Genomic DNA, 23,572 nt, shown 5'->3' with positions numbered 1-23,572 from the left:
GACCTTCGGGTCTATTTTTTTATTCAAATTTAAATATAATTAATTTAATAGAAAAAGATTAAGTAAATTTATAAAGGATTAATATTTTTAATAGAACCTATGTATCATAAAAAATTAATAATACTGTCAAAGTTAAATTTTTGTGATAGAATAATAGGTAACAATGTGAGATTGATAAGCTGATTATCAATTCGTGTGATAAATATCACAGTTTAACATTTATTTTAGTTATATAATAGTTATATCTGAAATGACAATGGTCGTTTTATGTAAAACTATTATCTAGTAACAGGTATTAAATTTAGGAGGTTTAAATGGTTAAACATTTCAAAACTATGGATGGAAACGAAGCAGCAGCTCACGTAGCTTATGCGTTTTCTGATGTTTCATGTATCTATCCGATTACACCATCTTCACCAATGGCTGAACACATTGATGCATGGGCAGCTCAAGGAAGAAAGAATATATTTGGTCAAGAAGTTTTAGTTAAAGAACTTCAATCAGAAGGTGGAGCAGCAGGAGCTGTTCACGGAGCACTTCAAGCAGGATCACTTACATCTACTTACACTGCTTCACAAGGTCTACTTCTAATGCTTCCAAATATGTACAAGATCGCAGGGGAACTTCTACCAGGAGTATTCCACGTAGCAGCAAGAGCTCTTGCTTCACACGCACTATCAATCTTCGGTGACCACCAAGACGTTATGGCAGCTAGAGCATCAGGATTTGCACTACTTGCATCTGGATCAGTTCAAGAAGCTATGGATTTAGGTGGAGTTGCTCACTTAGCAGCAATCAAATCTAGAGTTCCATTCTGTCACTTCTTCGACGGATTTAGAACTTCTCACGAAATTCAAAAAATCGAAGTACTTGACTATGATGATCTTAAGAAATTAGTAGACAAAAAAGCTATCAAAGAATTCAGAGATAGAGCTCTTAACCCAACAAGCCCACAAGTTCGTGGTACTGCTCAAAACCCTGATATTTACTTCCAAGAAGTAGAAGCTTCAAACAAATACTACAACGATGTAGTTGGAATTACTGAAAATTACTTAGAAAAGATTTCAGAACTAACCGGTAGAAAATACGGACTATTTAACTACTACGGAGCAGAAGATGCTGAAAAAGTAATCGTTGCTATGGGTTCAGTTACTGAATGTATAGAAGAAGTTGTAGATTACCTAATGGACAAAGGTGAAAAAGTTGGTCTACTAAAAGTTCATCTTTACAGACCATTCTCTAAAGAACATTTCTTAAATGCAATGCCTAAGACTGTTAAGAAGATTGCAGTTCTAGACAGAACAAAAGAAAAGGGATCTATTGGAGAACCACTTTACCTAGACGTTAGAGATATTTACTACGACGAAGCAAACAAACCAGAAATCTGCGGAGGAAGATACGGACTTGGTTCAAAAGACACCAACCCATCACAAATCCTTGCAGTATTTAAACACCTTGACGCAGAAAAACCAAGACATAACTTCACAATCGGTATCGATGATGATGTAACTCATCTATCACTACCTATCGACGAAGTTATCTCAACAGAACCAGCTGGAACTATCAGATGTAAATTCTGGGGATTCGGATCTGACGGAACTGTTGGAGCAAACAAATCTGCAATCAAGATAATCGGTGATAACACTGACATGTATGCACAAGGTTACTTCGACTATGACTCTAAGAAGTCAGGTGGGGTTACTATGTCACACTTAAGATTCGGTACTAACAGAATCACTTCAACATACCTATTAAGTGAAATGGACTTCATTTCATGTTCAAAACAATCCTACGTTTACCAATACAACTTACTTCGTGGATTAAAACGTGGTGGAACATTCCTAATGAACACAACTTGGTCAGATGAAGAACTAGAAACTCACCTACCAGGATCACTTAAGAAATATATTGCAGAAAACGACATCAAATTCTACACAATAAACGCAACTAAGATAGCAGCAGAAATTGGACTAGGCGGAAGAACCAACATGGTTATGCAATCAGCATTCTTCAAACTTTCAGAAGTACTTCCAATGGAACAAGCTACAAAACTTCTAAAAGAAGCTATCGTTAAAGATTACGGCGCTAAGGGCGACGAAATTGTAAACATGAACTACAAAGCAGTAGATCAAGGGGTGGAAGCACTTCACGTTGTAGAAGTTCCAGAATCTTGGAAATCTGCAGAAGCTGAAGGCGCACATAGGATTGAAGGCGCTAGCGATTTCATAAACAACATTCTAATCCCTGTAAACAGACAAGAAGGTAACCTACTTCCTGTATCTGCATTCGTTGGAATGGAAGATGGTACATTCCCAGCAGGAACTTCTAAATTCGAAAAACGTGGTATCGCAGTAGACATTCCTCATTGGAAGATTGAAAACTGTATCCAATGTAACCAATGTTCATTCGTATGTCCACACGCAGTTATAAGACCATTCCTACTAAACGAAGAAGAAAAGAATAATGCACCAAAAACATTCGAAACTAAGAAGGGAATCGGTAAGGGAGCATCAGATTTCGAATACAGAATTCAAATCTCTCCACTAGACTGTACAGGATGTGGTAACTGTGCTCAAGTATGTCCAGCAAAAGAAAAAGCACTTGTAATGATTCCATTTGAAGAAGATTTGGAAGCACAAGCAGCTAACTGGGACTTCGCAGCAACAGTTACTTCAAAACAAGAAGTTTTCGAACCAAACAACGTTAAAAACTCACAATTCTTCGCACCTCATCTAGAATTCTCTGGAGCATGCGCAGGATGTGGAGAAACACCATATATCAAGCTAATCACTCAACTATTTGGAGACAGAATGAGCATCGCAAACGCAACAGGATGTACTTCAATCTGGGGTGGATCAGCACCATCTATGCCATATTGCACAGACTCTTGCGGAAGAGGACCATCATGGGCTAACTCTCTATTCGAAGACAACGCTGAATACGGATATGGTATGGCAGTATCTCAAACACAATCAAGAGATAGAATAAAAGTTCTAATGGAAAAATTCATTGAACTTGGAGTAGATACAGAAGCAAATGAAGTCTTCAAAGAATGGATTGAAGGAATGGACGAATACAAAACTTCAAAAGCAGCAGCAGCTAAAGTTTTAAAAGTTCTTGAAAAATCATTCACAGGAGAAGCAGAAGAAATCGTTGAAGACCTAAGAGAAATGGAAAGATTCCTAATCAAGAAATCACAATGGATCTTCGGTGGAGACGGATGGGCATACGACATCGGATATGGTGGACTTGACCATGTACTAGCTTCTGGAGAAGACATCAACGTAATGGTAGTAGATACAGAAGTTTACTCTAACACTGGTGGACAATCTTCTAAATCAACACCTACAGCAGCAGTAGCACAATTCGCAGCAGCAGGTAAAGAAATCAAGAAGAAAGACCTAGGACTAATGGCTACAACATACGGATATATCTACGTAGCACAAATTGCAATTGGAGCAGACAAGAACCATGCACTTAAAGCAATAAGAGAAGCAGAAGCTTACAAAGGACCATCACTAATAATCGCATACGCACCATGTATCAACCACGGAATCAGAAAAGGAATGGGCGTATCTATAGAAGAAGAAAAGAAAGCAGTAGAAACTGGTTACTGGCACCTATATAGATACAATCCTGAACTTAAAGCTGAAGGTAAGAATCCATTCACTCTAGACTCTAAAGAACCAACAAGACCTTACAGAGAATTCCTAGACGGAGAAGTAAGATACACTTCACTTAAGAAGAAATTCCCTGAAAGAGCAGAAGTTCTTTACGAAAGAGCAGAACAAGATGCAAAAGATAGATACGAAAACTATGTTCGTATGCATTCAAACTACCATCCAGTAGAAGAATAATATAAAAATTAAGGGACTAGAAATAGTCCCTTTTTTACATATAAAATCCTGTAAAAAATCTGTTGGGAAATAAAATACCCAACAGATTTTTTTATGGAATAAATTATAAATAGATTTTAAAACTTTGAAATTATTTATTGTAATTTTTGAAAAACATATTAATTATTATATTTTTATACATGTATTATCTTAAAGCCAATTAAATACAATAAGTTTAATAATTAATTATTTAAAATATCGCAATTAATAAATATAATTTTAACAAAATTCTTTTAAAGCGTTAAAATATATGATATTATAAGTATGAATAAATACTTATATGAAAAGTTATTTATAAATCAAAAATAAAAAAAGGAGTTTGGAATGAACAGAAGATTTTATTTTCTATTTATACTATTATTGCTCATCGCAGTATTGCCATTTAATGAAGCTATGGCACAAGAAGATAAGTACATACTAAGTACAGGCGAAACGAGCGTCGGATTTAATGATGCGGATAGTCTTACCGAAGCTATAAATGCCATTGATGATGACAAAGCTTATACTTTGACACTAAATGATGATTTGGAATTATCAAAAGAGCTAAATATTAAAAATGACTTTACGATTACAGGTAAAGATAAAAGCGTTAAGATTAAGCCATCTGCAAGCTTTACCGAAAGATTTATGATAACGGTAGATACCCAAAATGGACCCAACACAATAAATATTAATAATTTAACCATCGACGGAAACGGTCAAAAAAATGGCTTTATAAATTATGAATTTTCAGATGACAACCCGTATTACAGCGATGATTACAAGCTTCCACCCGATAAAGCAAAGCTGGCATTGGACGGTTGCGAAATAAGAAATTTTAAGAGTCGATATACTCTTAATGTCATTAAAACTGAGTGGATAAATTTTGCCATGCACAATTGTAAGATTATAGATAATACTAAAGAGGAGAATAATCCACACGATAACCCTTTATTAATCTGGAGTTATCGTTGTAATAATATCGTTGAGAACTGCGAGATTTCAAATAATATTGAGACCAATGTCATGATTTTTGCAGGTGGTCTTGCAGAAATTAAAAACACTCATTTCAGTAACAACAAGGGCGACTGTTTAGATTTAAGCTTTTTAGATAAATTGACTATGGAAGATGGATCATTTAAAGAGAATGAAGGTAGTTCATCCGGAGCGTTTAAATTAAATTTTATAGAGGACGCTACGATTAAAAATGTTAATTGTATCAACAACAAAGGGCAGGATGACGGCGCCATTGAAGTGACTTCAGTGTTTCTTTGGGGAAATGAACCCATTAGAAAATTAAATATATATAATTGCCAGTTCATAGGTAATAAGGGCAAAGATAGCGGAGCGATTAGATTTATTACTCCGTCACATCGTCCAGCGAAATTAGCCGGCTTTACGCCAAGTATGAGACAGGCGCAGGAAGTTCCGAAATTTATGCCAGTTGATGATGTTATTATTCAAAACTCTAAATTTATAAATAACGAAGCAGTCATGGCAGGAGCGATAAATATAGGTTTCTATCATGATGTTAAAGTGAGAAATACCGAGTTTAAAAATAATAGAGCAGATGAAAATTTAAGCGAATCAAAAGATTATTTACTCATGGGCGGCGGTAGTGCAAAAGCTACAACTGTCAGTGGCGGGGCAATCAGATGTGTCGGAAGTAAACTTGATATCGATGACAGTCAGTTTATAAATAACTACGCATCAAGACTTGGAGGAGCGATATATTATACTTTCCCGGTTAAAAAGTATCTGCCTTATTCCGGTCCGGGATCAATGGAAAATCCTGCAGAAGATGAAAAGAACGAAGTTGTAGATGAAACCAAAAATTTAGAGTTTTTAGAAATTTATTCAGACCCTCAGGAGTTAGTTTATAAAGATCCGAAACCTGTCAGGGGCATTGAGTATTCCTATCATGCTTATAAAATGCTGAAAGTTAATGATAATGTTGTATTTAATGGTAACAGAGCCGGTTATGGATTTTACAATCCGCCGAAAAATTACAAAGACTTCAAGGACTTGAAGTTTAAACAAAGTTCACTGGAAGGTAAATTGGCAATTGAGCAATCGGACAAAACATGGACCAATGTGCGAAGTATCCTAAATAATTATGACGTGAACTACCTAAATCCAGTAACAACCACGATTTATGACGGGAACGACGTGGCAAAAGGTTTATTCGCAGAACCGGTTTACACAAGCAAATTAAGCGAATATGTATTCATGGAATATCGCAATCCTTACAACTGGGAAGAATTCATAAAAGAAAAAGCGGGCGCTATTATCAAAGAACGGGATGTTAAAATCTTGACTTACGCAAGTACAAAGCTACCTAACCCAAGCCAAGCATTACCAAATTGGAACAGCAAGGCTGACTTGAGCGGGGAAAAATATATAGATAACGAAACCTACAAAGTCAAAGGAAATTTATATATATTTGCAAAGAAATTTGCAAAGAAAGGATCTTCTAAAACTGAACTTTATTATTATCCAACAGATTTTACTTCTAGACATAAGGCATATATCTTTGGATATCCAGATGAAACAGTAAGACCAAATGGAAAAATTAAAAGGGCAGAAGCCGCAGCGATGGTAGCAAGATTACTTGAAATAGAATCTAAAGCTTCAGAAACAAAACCAAACTTTCCAGATACTCCAAGTGCATGGTATAACAAAGCTATAAATGCGGTAGTTGAAAAAGGAATAATGAAAGGTTATCCAGATGGAACATTTAAACCAGATGCTTCCATAACCAGAGCTGAACTTACTCAAATGATTGCTATGTTTGACAATAAGCCAGAAGGATCTGCACCATTCCAAGATATAATTAACCATTGGGCAGAGCGTCCAATAGGAAGCGAATATAAAGCGGGAAGAATCACAGGCTATCCAGATGGAACATTTAGACCGGATAATGAAATAACAAGATGTGAAGTAGCAGTAATTTTAAACAATATGTTTGATAGAAATTATGATGAACATTCACTTAGAAAATGTAAAAACCCATCTGATTTAAAGAGATTCGTTGATCTTACTCCTGATTTTTGGGGATATAATGATATGGTCGAAGCCACAAACACTCATGATTATATGAGAAGAGAAAGCGGAAAAATAAAAGAAGACTGGATGCTAATTAAATAAATATTAAAATATTTTCAAAAACCCTCCTTATTAAAGTGTAAGGAGGGTTTTAATTTTATAAAATTGAGCGACTTATAAAGCAAGCTTTTATGAAAATTTTGCTATGTCTATAATAAATAAAATTTTTAAATGAAAGTATTATCAATATTGTGTAAATTATCTCAAAATGTGGTATAATGGGTTATGGAGGAAGATTATGAATAAGAATCACGAAACTCAAGTCTTTCAAAAGCAAGATTTAGAAACTGAAAGAATTAAAAGCATTTTAAAAACTGTATATGATGCTCTTAAAGATAAGGGATATAATCCTACTGATCAAATCATTGGATATATTCTTTCTGGAGATCCAACATATATTACAGGCCACAACAATGCTAGGGCTACCATTCAAGAGGTTGAAAGAGACGAACTTCTTGAAGAACTTCTAAATAGCTATTTGAAATAGATGTGATCTTCACATCTATATTTTATAATTATGAATAGATTTTTGGGACTTGATGTAGGGGACAAGTACATCGGTGTTTCTATTAGCGACACAACATGTACTATCGCAAGTAACCTCGTAACCATCAGGAGAACATCCAACGACAAAGCCTATGAAGAGATCGAAGGTATTTTAAATGACTATAATATTGGAACGGTTGTGGTTGGTGTGCCTATAAATATGGATGGTAGCGATACGGTTATGAGCAAAAGAATAAGGAAATTTGCAAGGAAACTCACTCCAAAATTTGGAGTTGAAGTGATATTTCAAGATGAGAGGTTTACTTCTATTGAGGCGGAAAGAACTCTGATTCAGTCAAATGTCAGACGAGAAAATAGAAAGAAGTATATCGATCAATTAGCTGCATCTATTATTTTGCAGACTTATATAGATAGGATGAATAACGATAATGACTGAAAAATTTTTTGATGAAAATGGAAATGAAGTTGAGTTCGAAATAGTTGGTAAATTTGAAATCGACAACAAGGCTTATGCAGTACTTGAATCTTTGGATGGTCAGTCCACCTATATTTTAAGAATCAAAGAGGACAAGGACGGAGAGTATCTGGAAGGTATCGGGGATGCTGAGCTAAAAGAAGCTATCGAAGCTTACGAAGAACTAACGGAGAAGGGAAATGAAAATGGATTTAAACACTGAATACGTAAAGAAAAAATTAAAAGAAAACGGTTATAAGTTCACCAATCAAAGGGTACTCGTTTACAATTCGTTTATCCATAACAAAGAAAAACATCTAACGACCGAAGAGGTGTTCCACGATGTTTCAAAGATAGACAGTAGCATTGGAATTGCAACTGTTTATAGAACTGTTCAACTTTTCTATGAAATTGGACTTATTAACCAAATTAATTTCGGCGACAATGTTACCAGGTATGAGATTAAATTAAACGACAAAGAGCATACTCACCACCATTTAATCTGCCTAAAATGTGGCAAGGTTCAAGAGGTTAAGATTGACCTTCTTGATGAACTTGAAAATGAAGTAGAAAAAAACGAAAGATTTAAAATAGTAGACCATCAATTGAAATTCACGGGTTATTGCAAAGATTGCTATGAAAAATTACAGGAGAATAAAATCAATGCAAAATAACAACAAATTAAAAATAATACCATTAGGAGGTCTGCATGAAATAGGAAAGAATATGACTGTAGTCGAATACAGAGATTCAATTATTATCGTTGACTGCGGGCTTACCTTTCCAGAAGATGAAATGCTTGGAATAGATATAGTAATTCCAGATTTCACATATTTAATAAACAACAAAAATAAAATAAAGGGACTAGTTCTAACTCATGGTCACGAAGACCACATAGGAGCTGTTCCATACCTATTGAAAGAGCTTGATATTCCGATCTACGGAACACCTCTTACCATGGGTTTATTAGAAAACAAATTAAAAGAACACAGAATACCACTATCTTGCTTAAAGGTTGTAAACCAAGGAGATAGAATCAAACTTGGCAAATTTGAAGTTGAATGGGTAAGGGTTAACCACTCTATTCCTGATTCATCATCCATTTATATAAAGAGTCCAATAGGGAATGTATTTGTAACTGGAGACTTCAAAGTTGACTTCACACCTATTTCTGGAGAACCAATTGACCTTACTCGTCTTGGTGAAATAGGAAAAGAAGGTGTGCTTGCTATGGTTGGAGAATCTACAAACGTCCTTCGTAAGGGATACACCATGAGTGAATCCAATGTTGGAGAGACATTTAATAGAATTTTCCAAAGCTGTATGAATAACAGAATCATCATAGCTACATTTGCATCCAATGTCCACAGGGTTCAACAGATTATAAACTCTGCCGAAAAATTTGGTAGAAAAGTTGTACTTTCTGGAAGATCTATGGAAACTATGATGGACACTGCAAGAAGACTTGGATATGTAGATGTAAAGAAAAACACAATTATAGATATTAACCAAATGAAGAAATATAAGCCAGAGGAGACAGTGGTTATCACAACGGGATCTCAAGGAGAACCTATGAGTGCTCTAACGAGAATTGCATTTGGTGAACATAGAAAGATTCAGGCAACTTCAGAAGATGTTATCATTCTATCTGCAACGCCTATTCCTGGAAACGAAAATTCAGTTGCAAAAGTTATAAATAAGCTTATGGAAACTGGATCTAAGGTTATCTATGAAGCGCTTTCTGAAATTCACGTGAGTGGTCATGCTTGTCAAGAGGAGTTAAAGATGATGCTTTCACTTATTAAGCCTAAGTACTTTGTGCCGGCCCATGGTGAAGTTAGACATCTTTTAAAACACGCTGAACTTGCCACTCAAATGGGTACTGATCCTTCAGATATATTTATCCTTGAAAATGGAGATGTTCTTGAATTTAACAAGAAATCTGCTGCTATTACTGGAAGCGTACCTTCTGGAAATACATTGGTAGATGGACTTGGAATCGGTGACGTTGGAAATATCGTTCTACGTGATAGAAAGCATCTTTCAGAAGATGGACTTATAGTAGTAGTAATTACTATTTCTAAACAAGAAGGAAAAGTTGTAAGCGGTCCAGATATTATATCTAGAGGATTTGTGTATGTGAGAGAGTCTGTAGATTTAATGGACGAAGCTAGAGATATGGTTAAGAAGACTCTAGACAAATGCGACAGAAAATCTATTTCAGACTGGTCAACGCTTAAGACAAATATAAGGGAAGATTTAAGAGGATTCTTGTACCATAGAACCAAGAGAAATCCGATGATCTTACCTATTATAATGGAAATTTGAGGAGGGACATTTTTGTCCCTAAATTTATGAGCAAAGTTAGCTACGAATATATTGAAGACTATCTAAGAAGTCTTTATAAAACTAAATCAGATCTTTTAGCTGAACTTAGAGATTATGCAGAGAAAAACCATGTTCCAATAATTGAAGAAGAGTGCGAAGAGTTTTATAATTTTCTTATAAATACTACAAAACCTAAGAAAATTTTGGAACTTGGAACTGCAATTGGTTATTCAGCCATATCTTTTTCTATGAATGACTTTGTAGAAAATCTAGTAACAGTTGAAATAAACGAGGATATGGTAAAAATCGCAAGTGAAAATATAAAGAAATCTGGACTAGAAAACAAAATAAATATTGTCCATTCTGATGCCTATGAATATCTCTTAGAATGCAAAGAAAGATTCGATTTTATTTTCATAGATGCTGCTAAAGGGCAGTACGAAAAGTATTTTGACGAAGCGATAAAACTTTTAAATAGAGATGGAATAATCGTCTGTGACAATGTACTTTTCAGAGGGATGATTGCAAATCAGGATTTGGTAAAGAGAAGAAAGATAACCATAGTTAAAAGACTTAGAAAATTTTTGAAAGATATAAAAGATGATGAAAGGTTTTACTCTAGTATTGTTCCTATTGGAGATGGAGCTCTACTAATAAGGAGGAAATTTGAAGAAGATTGAACTTTTAGCCCCAGCAGGGGATTTAAATAAATTAAAAACCGCAATAGATTATGGTGCCGATGCGGTTTACCTAGGAGGAAGCTCCTTTGGACTTAGAAAGGCATCTAAGAATTTCTCTATAGAAGAGATAAGAGAGGGAGTGGAATACGCTCACGAAAGGGGCGCTCATGTCCACGTAACTCTAAATATTGTGCCTCACAATAATGATATAATAGGCATTGAAGAGTATGCGAAGGAACTAGAAGATGCAGGAGTGGATGCGGTTATAATTTCCGATCCAGGTATGTTTTCTCTAGTTAAGGCTGCTGCACCTAAGCTAGATATACACATATCCACTCAAGGATCTGTGACAAATAGTCAGACTGTTAATTTCTGGAAGGCACAAGGCGCTAAAAGAGTGGTCCTTGCAAGGGAACTTTCTCTAGAAGAGATAAGAGAGATTGTAAAGAACACTGAAGGAATAGAAATCGAAACATTTTGCCATGGAGCAATGTGTATGTCCTATTCAGGAAGATGTCTACTTTCAAACTATATGACAGGAAGAGATGCAAATATGGGAGACTGTGCCCAACCTTGTAGGTATAAATATTATCTTGTTGAAGAGAAGAGACCAGGAGAATATTTCCCAATAGAAGAACATGATGAAGGTACATTTATCATGAACTCCAAGGATCTTAACATGATAGCCCACTTGGACGAACTTATCGAAGCGGGAATTGCATCCCTTAAGATAGAAGGAAGAGTAAAGAGCGACTACTATTTAGCAACCACCATAAGATCTTATAGAATGGCGATAGATGAATATTATAGAGATCCGAAAAATTATAAATTCGACCCATACTATGAAGAAGAATTAAAAAAGGTCAGTCACAGAGATTGGACTACGGGATTTTTCTATGGAAAGGCTAAGGAAGATTCACAAGTCTACACAGATAATTCATATATTCGCGGATATGACTATGTGGGTGTGGTGACTGATTACGATGAAGATACTAAAATCGCAACAGTAGTACAAAAAAATAGAATATTTCCTGGAGAAGAAGTAGAAATCTTCGGACCTGGGAGGAAACATTTTACTCAAACAATAGAAGAAATGTATGACGAAGATGACAATGTCATAGACGTTGCCAACAAGGCTCTACAAATATATAAATTTAAAACGATAGAACCTGTAGAAGAAAAATATATGATAAGGAGAAAATCTCAGTCATGAAAAAACCAGTTATAATTGGAATTGCAGGAGGAACTGGGTCTGGTAAGAGTACCATAACCAAAGAACTTATTAAACTTATAGATGAAAAAGATGTAACTATAATAGAACAGGACTCTTACTACAAGGACCAATCCAACCTACCATTTGAAGAGAGAGTAAAGACGAACTACGATCATCCATTTGCTTTTGATAACGAACTATTGGTATCACAGTTAAAAGATTTGATAGCAGGAAAAGCAATAGAAAAACCTGTCTATGATTTTTCAATTCACAATAGAACAGAAGAAACGAAAAGAGTTGAACCAAAGGATGTAATCATACTAGAAGGAATACTAATACTAGCTGAAAAAGAAATAAGAGATCTACTAGATATCAAAGTATTTGTAGATACAGATGCAGATGTTAGAATAATAAGAAGAATTCTTCGTGACATGAAGGATAGAGGCAGAAGCCTCGACTCGGTAATACTTCAATATATGAGCACAGTAAGACCAGCTCATATACAATTCGTTGAGCCATCAAAAAGGTATGCGGATATAATAATCCTGGAAGGCGGTTATAACACGGTAGCAATAGATTTAATCCACACAAAGATTAAACAAATTTTAAAAAATGAACAGAATTAAATATAATATAAGAATTAAAGAGGTGAAGACCTCTTTTTTTTATGTAAGTAAAATTGTAATAAAAAAGATCCTGCGATATGCAAGATCTTTTTAATGGACAAAATTAGTTTATTAAGGTAATTAAATATTTCTTCTGTTAACACTCCAGATTGAATCTGCAAGTGTGTTTTTGTATTCTGTATTTAATGAAGCGTTGTAAGAGAATTCCTTTGTGCTAAAGAAATATGATCTGTTAACTCTATCTAGGCTTCTTTCGTTTTTAATATCGTTTGAATTGTTTTTAGAAAAAAATCTCATTTGTGTACCTCCGTAATTTTATTTATTGCTGACTTTTTAAGTCTTATTTCTTAACTTCAAACTAAGTATAAATGATATTGATTGTTAATTCTGTGACTCCAATCACAAAATACAAAAAACTTCAAAAAATTTTATAAATATTTTGTGCATTTTTAGCGTTTTCACCGGATTTTCACCAACCGTTCAAAAACCTTTGACAGACAAAATAAATTTATTAAAATTTGAATTGTAATTGATAATTTGAAATTGTGGAATTATTTTAATGGAATTATAAAAATCAGGCTGTAAAAATTTTAAAAATAAATTAATAAATAAAGAAAAAAATGAAAAATAAAAAACCGCTAATGCGGTTATATTTTTAAATAAATATGAATTGGGTAGCCAACAGGTAGCCAACTTTTTTTAGTTTGATGCACTGCAAATGTTGAAATTACAATGCTCAAAAAATTTTGGTGCCGAAAGTGGGACTTGAACCCACACGATGTTGCCACCACGAGATTTTGAGTCTCGCGCGTCTGCCAGTTCCGCCATTTCGGCTTGCTTTATAATAATAACACTTTTTTTTATATATTGCAATAATAAGGTGGCTGTGTTCTTCTATTAACTCTACTATGCTATAATATACTAGAGGTGTATTATGAATAAAATACTAATTATAGACGGATCATCACTTTTCTTTAGAGCTTTTTATGCTCTTCCACTTTAAAAATAAAAAGGGAATGTATACAAACGCCATATATGGTTTTGTGATGATGGTTGAAAATGCAATAGATAATATAAATCCTACCCATGTTGCTGTGTGCTTCGACAAGAAAGGTCGTACATTTAGACATGAACTTTACAAGGATTACAAAGGCACTAGAAAGAAGACTCCGAGCGAACTTATGCAACAGTGGCCATACATTATGGATATTTTAAAACTTATGAATATAAAGACTCTTGACTCACCGGTATATGAAGCGGACGACATCGCTGGAACTATTTCAAAACTTGCAGCGAAGAATGATTTTGAAAGTTATCTTTTAACTGGTGACAAGGATTATTTTCAATTGGTTGACGATAAGTCTACTGTGCTTTTAACTAAAAAAGGGATCACTGAACTTCTTGAAGTGACTCCAAAATATCTATATGATGAATACGGACTTACTCCAGAAGAATTTATAGATTTAAAGGCTCTTATGGGCGATTCTTCCGATAATATTCCTGGAGTGCCTGGAGTGGGAGAAAAGACTGGAATTAAGTTAATAAAAGAATATAAAAATATAGAAAATTTATACCAAAATTTAGATGAAGTAAGCGGCAAGAAGTTAAACGAAAACTTGACCGAGAACAAATCACAAGCATTTATGAGCAAGAAGCTTGGAACTATTGTCACTACAGTTCCTCTAGATTATAAACTAGATGATTTTAAGAAAGAGGAATATAACTTCGAAGAACTCTATAAACTATATTCGGAACTGGATTTCAAAACACTTTTAGCTAGGCTTGACACAGACAAAGTGCCTGAAATCGAAAAGGTAGATGTGACTGAACTTACTAAATATGAAGTTATAGATTTAAATTCGATGATTGATAAGATTAAAAAATCTAAACTTATGGGATTTAAATTTATAACAGATGGCAAGATCTACGAGGGAGTAGATCCAACCTACATCGGTCTATCAGATGGAGTCGTGACTTCTTTCTATGAATATAGCAAAGATATCGTAGAAGATATAAGAGCTTTATTTGAAGATGAAAAGATAGAAAAGATTGGTTATGATGCAAAAGAAGATGTCATAATACTACTTTCAAATAAAATAGATTTGAAGAATTTGACCTACGACTCTATGATTGTAGAATATCTTCTCGATTCAACTGCATCAAGTTTTGAATTTCAAAATATTATTTCTAAGTATGATTTAGGCTCCTATAAAGACGAAGAGGCTCTACTTGGAAAGGGCGTAAAGAAGAAATCCTACTCAGATTTAGAAAAAGATGAACTATTCAAATATTTTTCATTTATTTTAAATGGAAGTTTTAAATTAAAAGAGATCCAAATGGATAAGCTAGAAGAACTTGAAATGGTTGATTTATATAGAGAAATAGAACTTCCACTACTTGAAGTTCTAGCCTATATGGAGCTAACAGGCATTAAGACTGAAGTTAGTGTACTTGATGATATAGGTAAAAACTTAGATGATAGAATTGAAAATCTAACTAGTTCAATCTTTGAAATTTCTGGAGAAGAGTTCAATATAAATTCCACAAAACAGCTGGGAGAAATTTTATTTGATAAACTTAGACTTCCTGTGATAAAGAAGACAAAGACCGGATATTCAACTGCGCAAGACGTACTAGAAAAATTGGTCGACGAAAGTCCTATTATAGAAAATATTTTGGAATATAGAAAGCTTACAAAACTTAAAAATACCTACATCGATGGATTAAAAGCCCTTATAAATGAAAAGACTGGCAGAATTCATTCGAGATTTAATCAAACTGGAACTTCTACTGGAAGGATCAGTTCTACTGAGCCAAATCTACAAAATATTCCTATTAGATCTGAAGAGGGAAGACTCATAAGGGGAGCATTCTTGGCAAGTGAAGATTCAACATTGGTGGATTGCGACTACAGTCAAATTGAACTTAGGGTTCTAGCGAGTCTTTCAAAAGACCCAAGGATGATTGAAGCATTTGAGCATGGAATGGACATCCACACCAAGACAGCATCAGAAGTTTTCCACGTGGATAAAGAAGATGTTACAGACCTTTTAAGATCTAGAGCAAAGGCAGTTAACTTCGGAATTGTATATGGAATTTCTGACTTCGGACTTTCAAGGCAACTTGGAATTACTAGAGAACTTGCAAAAGAATATATCGACGGATACTTTGATAATTTCAAAAAAGTTAAAGAATACATGGACTATGAAATCGAAACTGGAAAGAAACAGGGCTATGTAAAGACGATTTTCAACAGAAGAAGATATATTCCAGAACTTTCTGCAAAGAATTTCAACATTAGATCCTTTGGAGAAAGAATTGCACTTAACACTCCTATACAAGGTTCTGCTGCAGATATTATTAAGATTGCAATGGTTAAAGTGTATGGTGAAATTAAGAAGAGAAATTTGAAATCTAAACTAATTCTAACCATCCATGACGAACTTGTGGTAGATGCAGTTAATGACGAGCTGGAAGTGGTAGAAGAATTGATGAAGGATATAATGGAAAATGCGGTTAAATTAAATGTTCCATTAAAAGTATCACTAGATACTGGTAAGAGTATGTATGAAACCATGTAAAATAATCGGCATAACTGGTTCCATAGCAACAGGGAAATCCCAAGTCTCAAATATTTTAAGAGATTTGGGATATAGTGTTATAGATTCAGATTTAGTTGCAAGGGAAGTTGCAGAAAGAGAAGATATCCTAGACGAAATTAGGAAATTTTTCGGAGACGATGCGACTCTAGGTGGCAAGTTAAATCGCAGCTATGTAAGGAATATAGTATTTAAAGATGAAGAAAAACTGAAGATTTTAAACACAATTATGCACAGGACGATTTATGAAACCATACTTTCAAGAATTAAGGACGGCGAAATTAATTTTTTAGATGTGCCACTTCTTTTTGAAACCTTAGATGAAGCGAAACTTTACGGATTAAATTATGACGAAGTATGGGTTGTATATTCCAAGCCTAGTATACAACTAAAAAGACTTATGGAAAGGGACAATATAAGTAAGGCAGAAGCACAAAGGATCATTGATTCTCAAATTTCCATAGAAGAAAAAAGAAACTTAGCTGATTATGTAGTAGAAAACAACGATGGCTTAGAAAGCCTTAGAGAAAATGTATTAAAAGCGTTAGAGAGATTGAAATGATATTAGATTTACTTGAAGAAAATAGAAATAAAAATCCTAGTAAAGTAGTACTTGTGGATGAAAATGAGAGTATGACCATAGGAGATTTTGTAAAGAGAGCAAGAGAACTTGGCACGAAAATCGCAAGGCTTGGATTTAAAAATAGAGCCGTGGCAGTGGAATCTGATAGAAGCATATATTCTTTGGTGGGATTTTATGCGGCTATGTACTCTGGCAATTTTTTCATGCCGGTGGATTCTAAAACACCAAAGAAGAGACTTGAGATGATGACTGAAAGAGCAAAACCTGTGGCATATCTATCTGTTAATGAAGATGGTGTATTCTCTGATTTTGAAACCATAGACACTAGAGGGAGTTTCAGCGCGGATGATGAGATATTAAAGAGGATTAGAGATAGTCATATAGACATAGACCCTTGTTACCTCATATGGACATCTGGAAGCACTGGCGAGCCTAAAGGCGTACTTATAAATCACAGCCAAACCCTTGAACTAGTGAAATTCTTGAAGGAGACATTTGAGATAGATGAAAAAGACGTCCTCGGCTGTCAAAGTCCGTTTTATTTCGATGGAGCTATGAAGGATGTATTTCTATTTGGAGCCTGCGGTGTAAAACTCGTAGTAATCCCACAAAAGTTCTTTGCACTTCCTATAAATTTGGTTGAATTTTTAAATGAAAACAGAGTAAATGTGCTTTTATGGGCAGTAAGTGCTCTAAATATACTCGTAAATTCAAAGGTTTTAGAAAAAAATAATCTAAAATATGTAAATAAAATTTCATTTGCAGGGGAAAGTTTCCAAACTTCAAAATTAAATTACCTAATGGACAAGGTGGATGCAAAATTTGTAAATCTCTATGGACCATCTGAAACTACGGTGGACTGCGCCTACTATGTTGTCGATAGAAAACTCAGTGATGACGAGATAATCCCTATAGGAAAGTCCATTCCAAACATGGAAGTTTTCTTGGTGGATGAAGATTTAAAAGAAAGCAGTGAAAAGGGCGAGATCGTCGTAAGAGGTTCGAAGATTTCCTGTGGATACTATCGTGATAAAGAAAGAACTAAATCTGCTTTTATCCAAGACCCAAGACAGGATTTCTTTAGGGATATAGTTTACAGAACTGGAGATATTGCAAAGTATAACGAAAGAGGAGAGCTCGTATTTCTTTCTAGAAGCGATGACCAAATTAAACATATGGGTAGTAGAATAGAACTTGGAGAGATAGAAGCTTCTTTATCTTCTATGGAGGAAATTGAAGAAGGAGCGTGTATCTACGACTTTGATGATGAAAAGATTGTGTTTTTCTATTCTGGAGAAGAGATAAAAAGAAGAAATATAATTGTATTTTTAAGGGATAGAATACCTAAGTATATGTTTCCAAATGAAATAGTACATTTAGAAAAACTTCCCAAGAATAGAAATGGAAAGATAGATAGAAATGAGCTTAGAACTATTTATGAAAAAAATAAAGGCAATTGATGAGTTAGATGAAATCTTAAATAAAAGGTTTGACCTAAGATATTTCACCACTTCTATGAAGAATAAGGCTGATTACGAGAAAAATTTAGATAGTCTATACTTATTAGAAGATAGAGAAAACTATTTGATTTTACTTAAGAGAGATGGATTCTATATTGCCGACGGATTTTTATTAAGAGATGATTCTATAGAATTAGATTTTAATGAAGATTTAGTTTTGGAATACACATTTAAAAGATTTGATGAAAAAGGCGTTGGAATTTTAAATGCTCTAGGATTTAAAGAAGCTTTAAAGAGAACTCAAATGGAGCTAAAAATTGAAGATAGTTTTTCAGAAGAGGTAAAATTACTAGATGAAAGTTATTTAAATGAAGTACATGATGAAATAGTTTCAAGTTTTGATAGGTACTACGGCTGCGTTCCGACGATTGATGAGCTTATAATTTCCATAAAAAACGAGGAAATTCTAGGGATAGTAGAAGAAAATAATTTAAAAGGCTTTATAGAATTTAAAGTGGGTTCTAAGAGATCATTAATCATAAATCACATTTCTGTTTTAAAAAAATACAGAAGACAGGGAATTGGCAAGAAACTTATTGAAAAACTATGTAGTTATGGTCATAAAATAGGATATAATAGAATTGAACTCTTTGTAAACGAAGATAATGAAGAGGCGATTTCTTTTTATAAATCATTAGGATTTGTAGAAAAAAATATAAAATCAATTATTTATAGGAGATAGATATGAAAGATAAAGTTATTGAAATATTAATGGATCTAGTTCCAGATTTTGAATATAGTGACGATGTAAAACTACTTGATGATGGAATTTTGGATTCATTTGACATTGTAAACTTGGTGCTTGAAATTAACGAAGAATTTGGCGTTGAAATCGGAGTAGAAGATGTAAGTGAAGAAAACTTTGAAACTGTTGATTCAATCTGCGAACTTATAAAGGAAAAATTAGAATACTAATGTCTATAGTTTCACCACAGTTCTTTGTATTTGTTACACTATTGGTATGTCTATACTATACAATATTTAGAAAGTGTGCATGGGTGTTACTATTAGTAGCTTCCTATGCATTTTATTTTTTAAATGAACCTATAAATATTGTATATCTTATAATCACAACCAGCTCCGTCTACATAAGCGGAATCTTAATAGATAGGACAAATAGGAACATAAAAGATCTATCGAATTTAGATAGAGATATAAGAAAAAATAAAAAAGAATTACTCGAAAAGAAAAAGAAGAGGGTACTCGTTTTTGCGCTTATTTTAAACTTTCTGATGCTTTCAGTATTTAAATACAGTGCATATTTCTATTCCATTATCGGACTTATTTCAAATAAATTTGGTACTCTTAATTTTCTTTATAGAGAGGAAATTAATACAAAACTATTAAATATACTTCAGCCGCTAGGTATATCTTTTTTTATTTTTCAGGCTACTGGATATTTAATAGATGTTTATAGGAATAAATTTGAGGCGGAGAAAAATCCATTTAAATTTGCACTTTTTGTAAGCTATTTTCCGCAAATCGTCCAAGGTCCAATAGGTAGATGGAACCTGCTAAAAGACGATTTATTTAAAATCCCAGACTTAGACTATGACAATCTAAGAGATGGAATAATTTTAATCGCCTTTGGTTTATTTAAGAAGGTAGAGATTTCAAATAGAATTTCTGTAATCGTCAATTCAGTATTTTCTGAGTACACAGGATATTCTGGAGCATTTGTATTCTTATCTGTACTTTTTTATGGGATACAGATTTACACAGACTTTTCTGGGGGAATCGATATAGTTAGAGGTGTTTCAAAGCTTTTTGGAGTTGAACTATCCATTAACTTTAAGCAACCATTCTTTGCAACATCCATTGCAGACTTTTGGAGAAGGTGGCACATTACCCTTGGAACTTGGCTCAAAGATTATGTATTCTATCCTGTCAATTTTTCAAAGCCGATGTTTAAATTAAATAAATTTGGAAGAAAACATCTTGGAGCTAAGTATGGTAAATTCTTGTCTCTAAGTGTCTCCACATTTTTAATCTACTTTATAGTTGGAATCTGGCATGGAGCAGGATTTAAGTACATTGCCTTTGGTATTTGGAATGGAACTATAATAACTATAAGTTTGATTTTAGAAGAGTTTTTTATAAATACTAAGGCAAAACTCGGTATAAAAGATGGCAAATTATACAGGATATTTATGATTTTAAGGACAAATATTCTAGTTTGTATAGGCAGATTTTTCACGAGAGCATCTGGATTTTTAGTTGCTCTTAGGATGATTAAGTATAGTTTTTCTAACTTCAATTTAAATGGAATTAATTTAGAAGTATTTAGATCATTTAGTCTTACTAAGTATGACTATTTAAGGATAATCTTGGGAGTTACTTTACTTTTAATCTGTGATTATCTTGCTGAAATTGGATTTGATCTTAAATCCTACTTAGAAAGGAAATCTAAACTTATAAATTATATTTTTATAATTGTAATAGTATTATTTTTATTTATTGGAGTATTCTATCAAAACTCATATGTGAGCACGGAATTTATATATAGACAGTACTAGGTGAATGATGAATTCAAAAAAATTTGTAAAGACTTTTGTCTTGATTGTAGTTATTTTGCTCGTGGCAATCGCAGGACTAAATTATTATACTTCTCCCTTTGGATTATTTAAGGACAAGTATTTCGATTGGTTCTCCTACGATATGACTCAAAATCCAAGAATCGCAAAAGTCGAATATCTAAAGAAAAATAAAAATTTAAAATATAGTAGTTTTATAGTGGGAGCATCTGGAGCAAGCTCTTTTCCAAGTGAAGATCTAAAAAAATACACTGGAAAAGATTTCTACAATACTTTTTACTATGGGGCGGATATGCTCGACTCAGTAAATACTGTTAAGTGGCTGGTGAAACACTATGATGTAGAGAATATAATTATGCCGATTGGCCTTACATCTGCATGTTACTACAACGTGGGAAATGACACCATGAATAATGCCATGCATTATGAGCTTGACGGTACAAATCCAGTTAAGTTTTATGCAAAATATCTATTGGCAAACCCAAACTATGGTTTAGACAAATTAAAATCATCTAGGGAACATAAATTCTTGCAACAATCCTATACAGTTTTTAATGTACTAGATGGTTCTTATGACAAATCTCTAAGAGATATAGAACCTATTTCAAACCTCGAAGAATATAAAAATAGAGAGATCTACCATCAGTTCAACTATGATTTTGGGGATCATCCAAACCTTGGATATATTGATGAATTTATAAAATCTATGGAAGAGATTGTAGACATTTGTAAAGAAAAAAATATAGATTTAAAAGTCTTAGTAGTTCCTATGTACCACGAAGATTTTAAATTCTATGACAAGGCAGAAGTAGAAGAATTTTACAAAAGACTCGCAGAAGTAACAGATTACTACGATTTTTGTAAGACCAGTGTATCCTACGATGCGAGATATTTTTACGATAGAACTCACTTTAGAAATGATGTAGGAAGGATGATGCTTTCATATATCTATGGTGATGAAAAAAATTACGTAAATGACTACTATGTACCTAAAAATTTTGGAATACATGTTGGGACAAACGGAACCTATAAAGATGTTATGAAGAGGTACAACAGCGATCTTCAAATAAACAGAGATTCAGAGAAGAGGCTGCCTGTATTTATGTACCATCATTTTGCAGAAGTGGGAGATGGCGGAGATACAATTTCTTACGAAAATTTTAAAACTCAAATAAAGGCTATAAAAGATGCAGGATATAGCACTGTAACTTTAAAAGATTTAGATAATTTTATTAGACAAGGCAAGAATCTTCCAGACAAAGCTGTACTAATAACCATGGATGATGGTTATAGATCAAATACGGAATTTGCATATAATATTCTAAAAGAAAATGGATTTAATGCGGTGGTATTTCCCATTGGAAGTTCCATAGGAAAAGACACCTATAAAGAGACGAATCACCCTATAATTCCACATTTTTCTATCGATGAAGCTAAAGATGCGATGGATGTGCTTGAGTTTGGATCCCACAGCTTCGACATGCATCAATCAACCGAATTAGAAGAAGAAAAACCGGTTAGAAATTTTGCCATCCCACTAGAAGGAGAAGATGATTTTAGTTTTGTGGATGCTTTTAGAAGGGATGTATTTCTAGAAGAAGATGCTATGAAGAGTATTTTTTCTAAGACCAAGGCATTTGCATATCCTGGCGGATATTATTCTGACTTAACTGCGGTTATACTTTCAGAAAACGATTATAGATTTACATTTTTAACTGAAGAACATCAAAATTATCTTCTAAAAGGTCTTCGTCAATCAGGACTTGGTATGGGAAGATTCAATATGACAGATCATAGAACTTATCAAGACACTATAAATTTACTCGAAGGCAAGTAAATGATCTATGTAGTAGTATTTTTACTTTTGATTTTTTATCTTCTTTATGAAATTAGCTTTACCTATGTGGAACATTTGGATTTTAAACTGGGTTTAAATATCTACCAAATTAGCGACTATCATTCGGGTATTTTTGTAAATTTAAAGAGACTTAAAAATATTTTATCTAAAGATAGTATCGATGTGGTAATCCTGACAGGAGATTTGGTAAATAGAAATACAGATAATTTTTCTAGGCTTGCTAAATTTTTAGAAGTAGTTTCAGAAAATTCGAAGAAAGTCATCTTTGTAAGTGGCAATCACGAATTGGAAAATAAAAATTACTTTGAAATTTTGGAGCTTTTGCAGAAATATAATGTGGAAGTTCTAGATGGTTCCTATATAATAATAGGAAACACTCTAATTTCTAATGTTGATATATCAAAAGTAAGAGAAGATTATAAATATAGCATATTTGCAGATCATTTCCCAATCCACTGTGAAAATATAGTGGGCTATGATTTAAGAATTTGCGGTCACACCCATGGAGGTCAAATTAGAATTCCTTTTGTGGGTGCGATAATTGATCATGATAAAAATATATTTCCCAAGAATCAAAAAGGTTTATATGAAATAGATAATAATTTATTCTATATCGATAGTGGTATAGGAGAAAGACTTCCTATTAGAATTTTTAATAGGTCTAAGGTAACGAGAATTTCAAGGAGGTAG

At 33.6% G+C, this 23,572-nt stretch carries 18 protein-coding genes, 1 tRNA gene and 1 pseudogene; 18 read left to right on the top strand and 2 right to left on the bottom strand.

The features are described from left to right. The first annotated feature begins 314 nt into the window (after positions 1–314). The 10 genes from nifJ to udk all read left to right on the top strand — a co-directional run bounded on the left by nifJ (position 315) and on the right by udk (position 12,788). The gene (gene nifJ / locus HMPREF1252_RS00975; RefSeq protein ID WP_023058939.1) at positions 315–3,857 is read left to right on the top strand and encodes a pyruvate:ferredoxin (flavodoxin) oxidoreductase; all 3,543 of its coding nucleotides are present in this window, start codon (positions 315–317) and stop codon (positions 3,855–3,857) included. Between the two features lie 363 nt (positions 3,858–4,220). Beyond that, positions 4,221–7,022, top strand: a complete 2,802-nt coding sequence (locus HMPREF1252_RS09140; protein WP_023059004.1) for an S-layer homology domain-containing protein — start codon at positions 4,221–4,223, stop codon at positions 7,020–7,022. A gap of 196 nt (positions 7,023–7,218) precedes the next feature. Then, complete coding sequence (locus HMPREF1252_RS00965; protein ID WP_023058959.1) at positions 7,219–7,467, top strand: IreB family regulatory phosphoprotein; 249 nt, start codon at positions 7,219–7,221, stop codon at positions 7,465–7,467. A 30-nt stretch (positions 7,468–7,497) separates the two neighbouring features. Further along, complete coding sequence (gene ruvX, locus HMPREF1252_RS00960; RefSeq protein WP_008902521.1) at positions 7,498–7,923, top strand: Holliday junction resolvase RuvX; 426 nt, start codon at positions 7,498–7,500, stop codon at positions 7,921–7,923. Further along, positions 7,916–8,164 carry a DUF1292 domain-containing protein gene (locus HMPREF1252_RS00955; RefSeq protein ID WP_008902520.1) on the top strand — a complete coding sequence of 83 codons (249 nt, stop codon included), beginning with the start codon at positions 7,916–7,918 and terminating at the stop codon, positions 8,162–8,164. The genes ruvX and HMPREF1252_RS00955 overlap by 8 nt, the downstream gene beginning before the upstream one ends. After that, on the top strand, positions 8,148–8,615 hold the full coding sequence (locus HMPREF1252_RS00950; protein WP_023059132.1) for a Fur family transcriptional regulator: 468 nt from the start codon (positions 8,148–8,150) through the stop codon (positions 8,613–8,615). The genes HMPREF1252_RS00955 and HMPREF1252_RS00950 overlap by 17 nt, the downstream gene beginning before the upstream one ends. After that, complete coding sequence (locus HMPREF1252_RS00945) at positions 8,605–10,269, top strand: ribonuclease J (RefSeq protein WP_023059050.1); 1,665 nt, start codon at positions 8,605–8,607, stop codon at positions 10,267–10,269. The genes HMPREF1252_RS00950 and HMPREF1252_RS00945 overlap by 11 nt, the downstream gene beginning before the upstream one ends. 26 nt (positions 10,270–10,295) lie before the next feature. Then, a complete protein-coding gene (locus HMPREF1252_RS00940; protein WP_023059076.1) occupies positions 10,296–10,949 on the top strand; it encodes an O-methyltransferase in 654 nt (217 codons plus the stop codon). Continuing rightward, positions 10,936–12,162: a U32 family peptidase gene (locus HMPREF1252_RS00935; RefSeq protein WP_023059054.1), complete on the top strand. Its 1,227-nt coding sequence runs from the start codon at positions 10,936–10,938 to the stop codon at positions 12,160–12,162. The genes HMPREF1252_RS00940 and HMPREF1252_RS00935 overlap by 14 nt, the downstream gene beginning before the upstream one ends. Next, positions 12,159–12,788: a uridine kinase gene (gene udk / locus HMPREF1252_RS00930; RefSeq protein WP_008902515.1), complete on the top strand. Its 630-nt coding sequence runs from the start codon at positions 12,159–12,161 to the stop codon at positions 12,786–12,788. The genes HMPREF1252_RS00935 and udk overlap by 4 nt, the downstream gene beginning before the upstream one ends. Before the next feature lie 120 nt (positions 12,789–12,908). Here the strand turns inward: udk and HMPREF1252_RS09680 are convergent, their stop codons facing one another. Both HMPREF1252_RS09680 and HMPREF1252_RS00925 read right to left on the bottom strand, forming a co-directional pair. Further along, positions 12,909–13,085, bottom strand: a complete 177-nt coding sequence (locus tag HMPREF1252_RS09680) for a hypothetical protein (RefSeq protein WP_008902514.1) — start codon at positions 13,083–13,085, stop codon at positions 12,909–12,911. A 450-nt stretch (positions 13,086–13,535) separates the two neighbouring features. Continuing rightward, positions 13,536–13,622, bottom strand: a tRNA-Leu gene (locus HMPREF1252_RS00925). Positions 13,623–13,722: 100 nt separating this feature from the next. Here HMPREF1252_RS00925 and polA point away from each other — a divergent pair. The 8 genes and pseudogenes from polA to HMPREF1252_RS00885 all read left to right on the top strand — a co-directional run bounded on the left by polA (position 13,723) and on the right by HMPREF1252_RS00885 (position 23,572). Further along, positions 13,723–16,369 (top strand): annotated as a pseudogene (gene polA / locus HMPREF1252_RS00920) (DNA polymerase I). Beyond that, on the top strand, positions 16,356–16,949 hold the full coding sequence (coaE, locus tag HMPREF1252_RS00915; protein ID WP_023059059.1) for a dephospho-CoA kinase: 594 nt from the start codon (positions 16,356–16,358) through the stop codon (positions 16,947–16,949). Before polA ends, coaE begins: the two are co-directional and overlap by 14 nt. After that, a complete protein-coding gene (locus tag HMPREF1252_RS00910; protein ID WP_023059001.1) occupies positions 16,946–18,430 on the top strand; it encodes an AMP-binding protein in 1,485 nt (494 codons plus the stop codon). Before coaE ends, HMPREF1252_RS00910 begins: the two co-directional genes overlap by 4 nt. Further along, complete coding sequence (locus HMPREF1252_RS09135; RefSeq protein WP_023059072.1) at positions 18,408–19,172, top strand: N-acetyltransferase; 765 nt, start codon at positions 18,408–18,410, stop codon at positions 19,170–19,172. The genes HMPREF1252_RS00910 and HMPREF1252_RS09135 overlap by 23 nt, the downstream gene beginning before the upstream one ends. A gap of 2 nt (positions 19,173–19,174) precedes the next feature. Then, the gene (locus HMPREF1252_RS00900; RefSeq protein WP_008902509.1) at positions 19,175–19,405 is read left to right on the top strand and encodes an acyl carrier protein; all 231 of its coding nucleotides are present in this window, start codon (positions 19,175–19,177) and stop codon (positions 19,403–19,405) included. Continuing rightward, positions 19,405–21,006 carry an MBOAT family protein gene (locus HMPREF1252_RS00895; RefSeq protein WP_023059102.1) on the top strand — a complete coding sequence of 534 codons (1,602 nt, stop codon included), beginning with the start codon at positions 19,405–19,407 and terminating at the stop codon, positions 21,004–21,006. Before HMPREF1252_RS00900 ends, HMPREF1252_RS00895 begins: the two co-directional genes overlap by 1 nt. Positions 21,007–21,013: 7 nt before the next feature. Next, on the top strand, positions 21,014–22,861 hold the full coding sequence (locus HMPREF1252_RS00890; protein WP_023059080.1) for a polysaccharide deacetylase family protein: 1,848 nt from the start codon (positions 21,014–21,016) through the stop codon (positions 22,859–22,861). Next, positions 22,862–23,572, top strand: a complete 711-nt coding sequence (locus HMPREF1252_RS00885) for a metallophosphoesterase (protein ID WP_023059118.1) — start codon at positions 22,862–22,864, stop codon at positions 23,570–23,572.

This window comes from Peptoniphilus sp. BV3AC2 (assembly GCF_000478945.1).
Lineage (GTDB): Bacteria > Bacillota > Clostridia > Tissierellales > Peptoniphilaceae > Peptoniphilus_B > Peptoniphilus_B duerdenii.
Note: the sequence above shows the minus strand (reverse complement) of the source record. Positions and strands in the feature narration are given on the sequence as shown.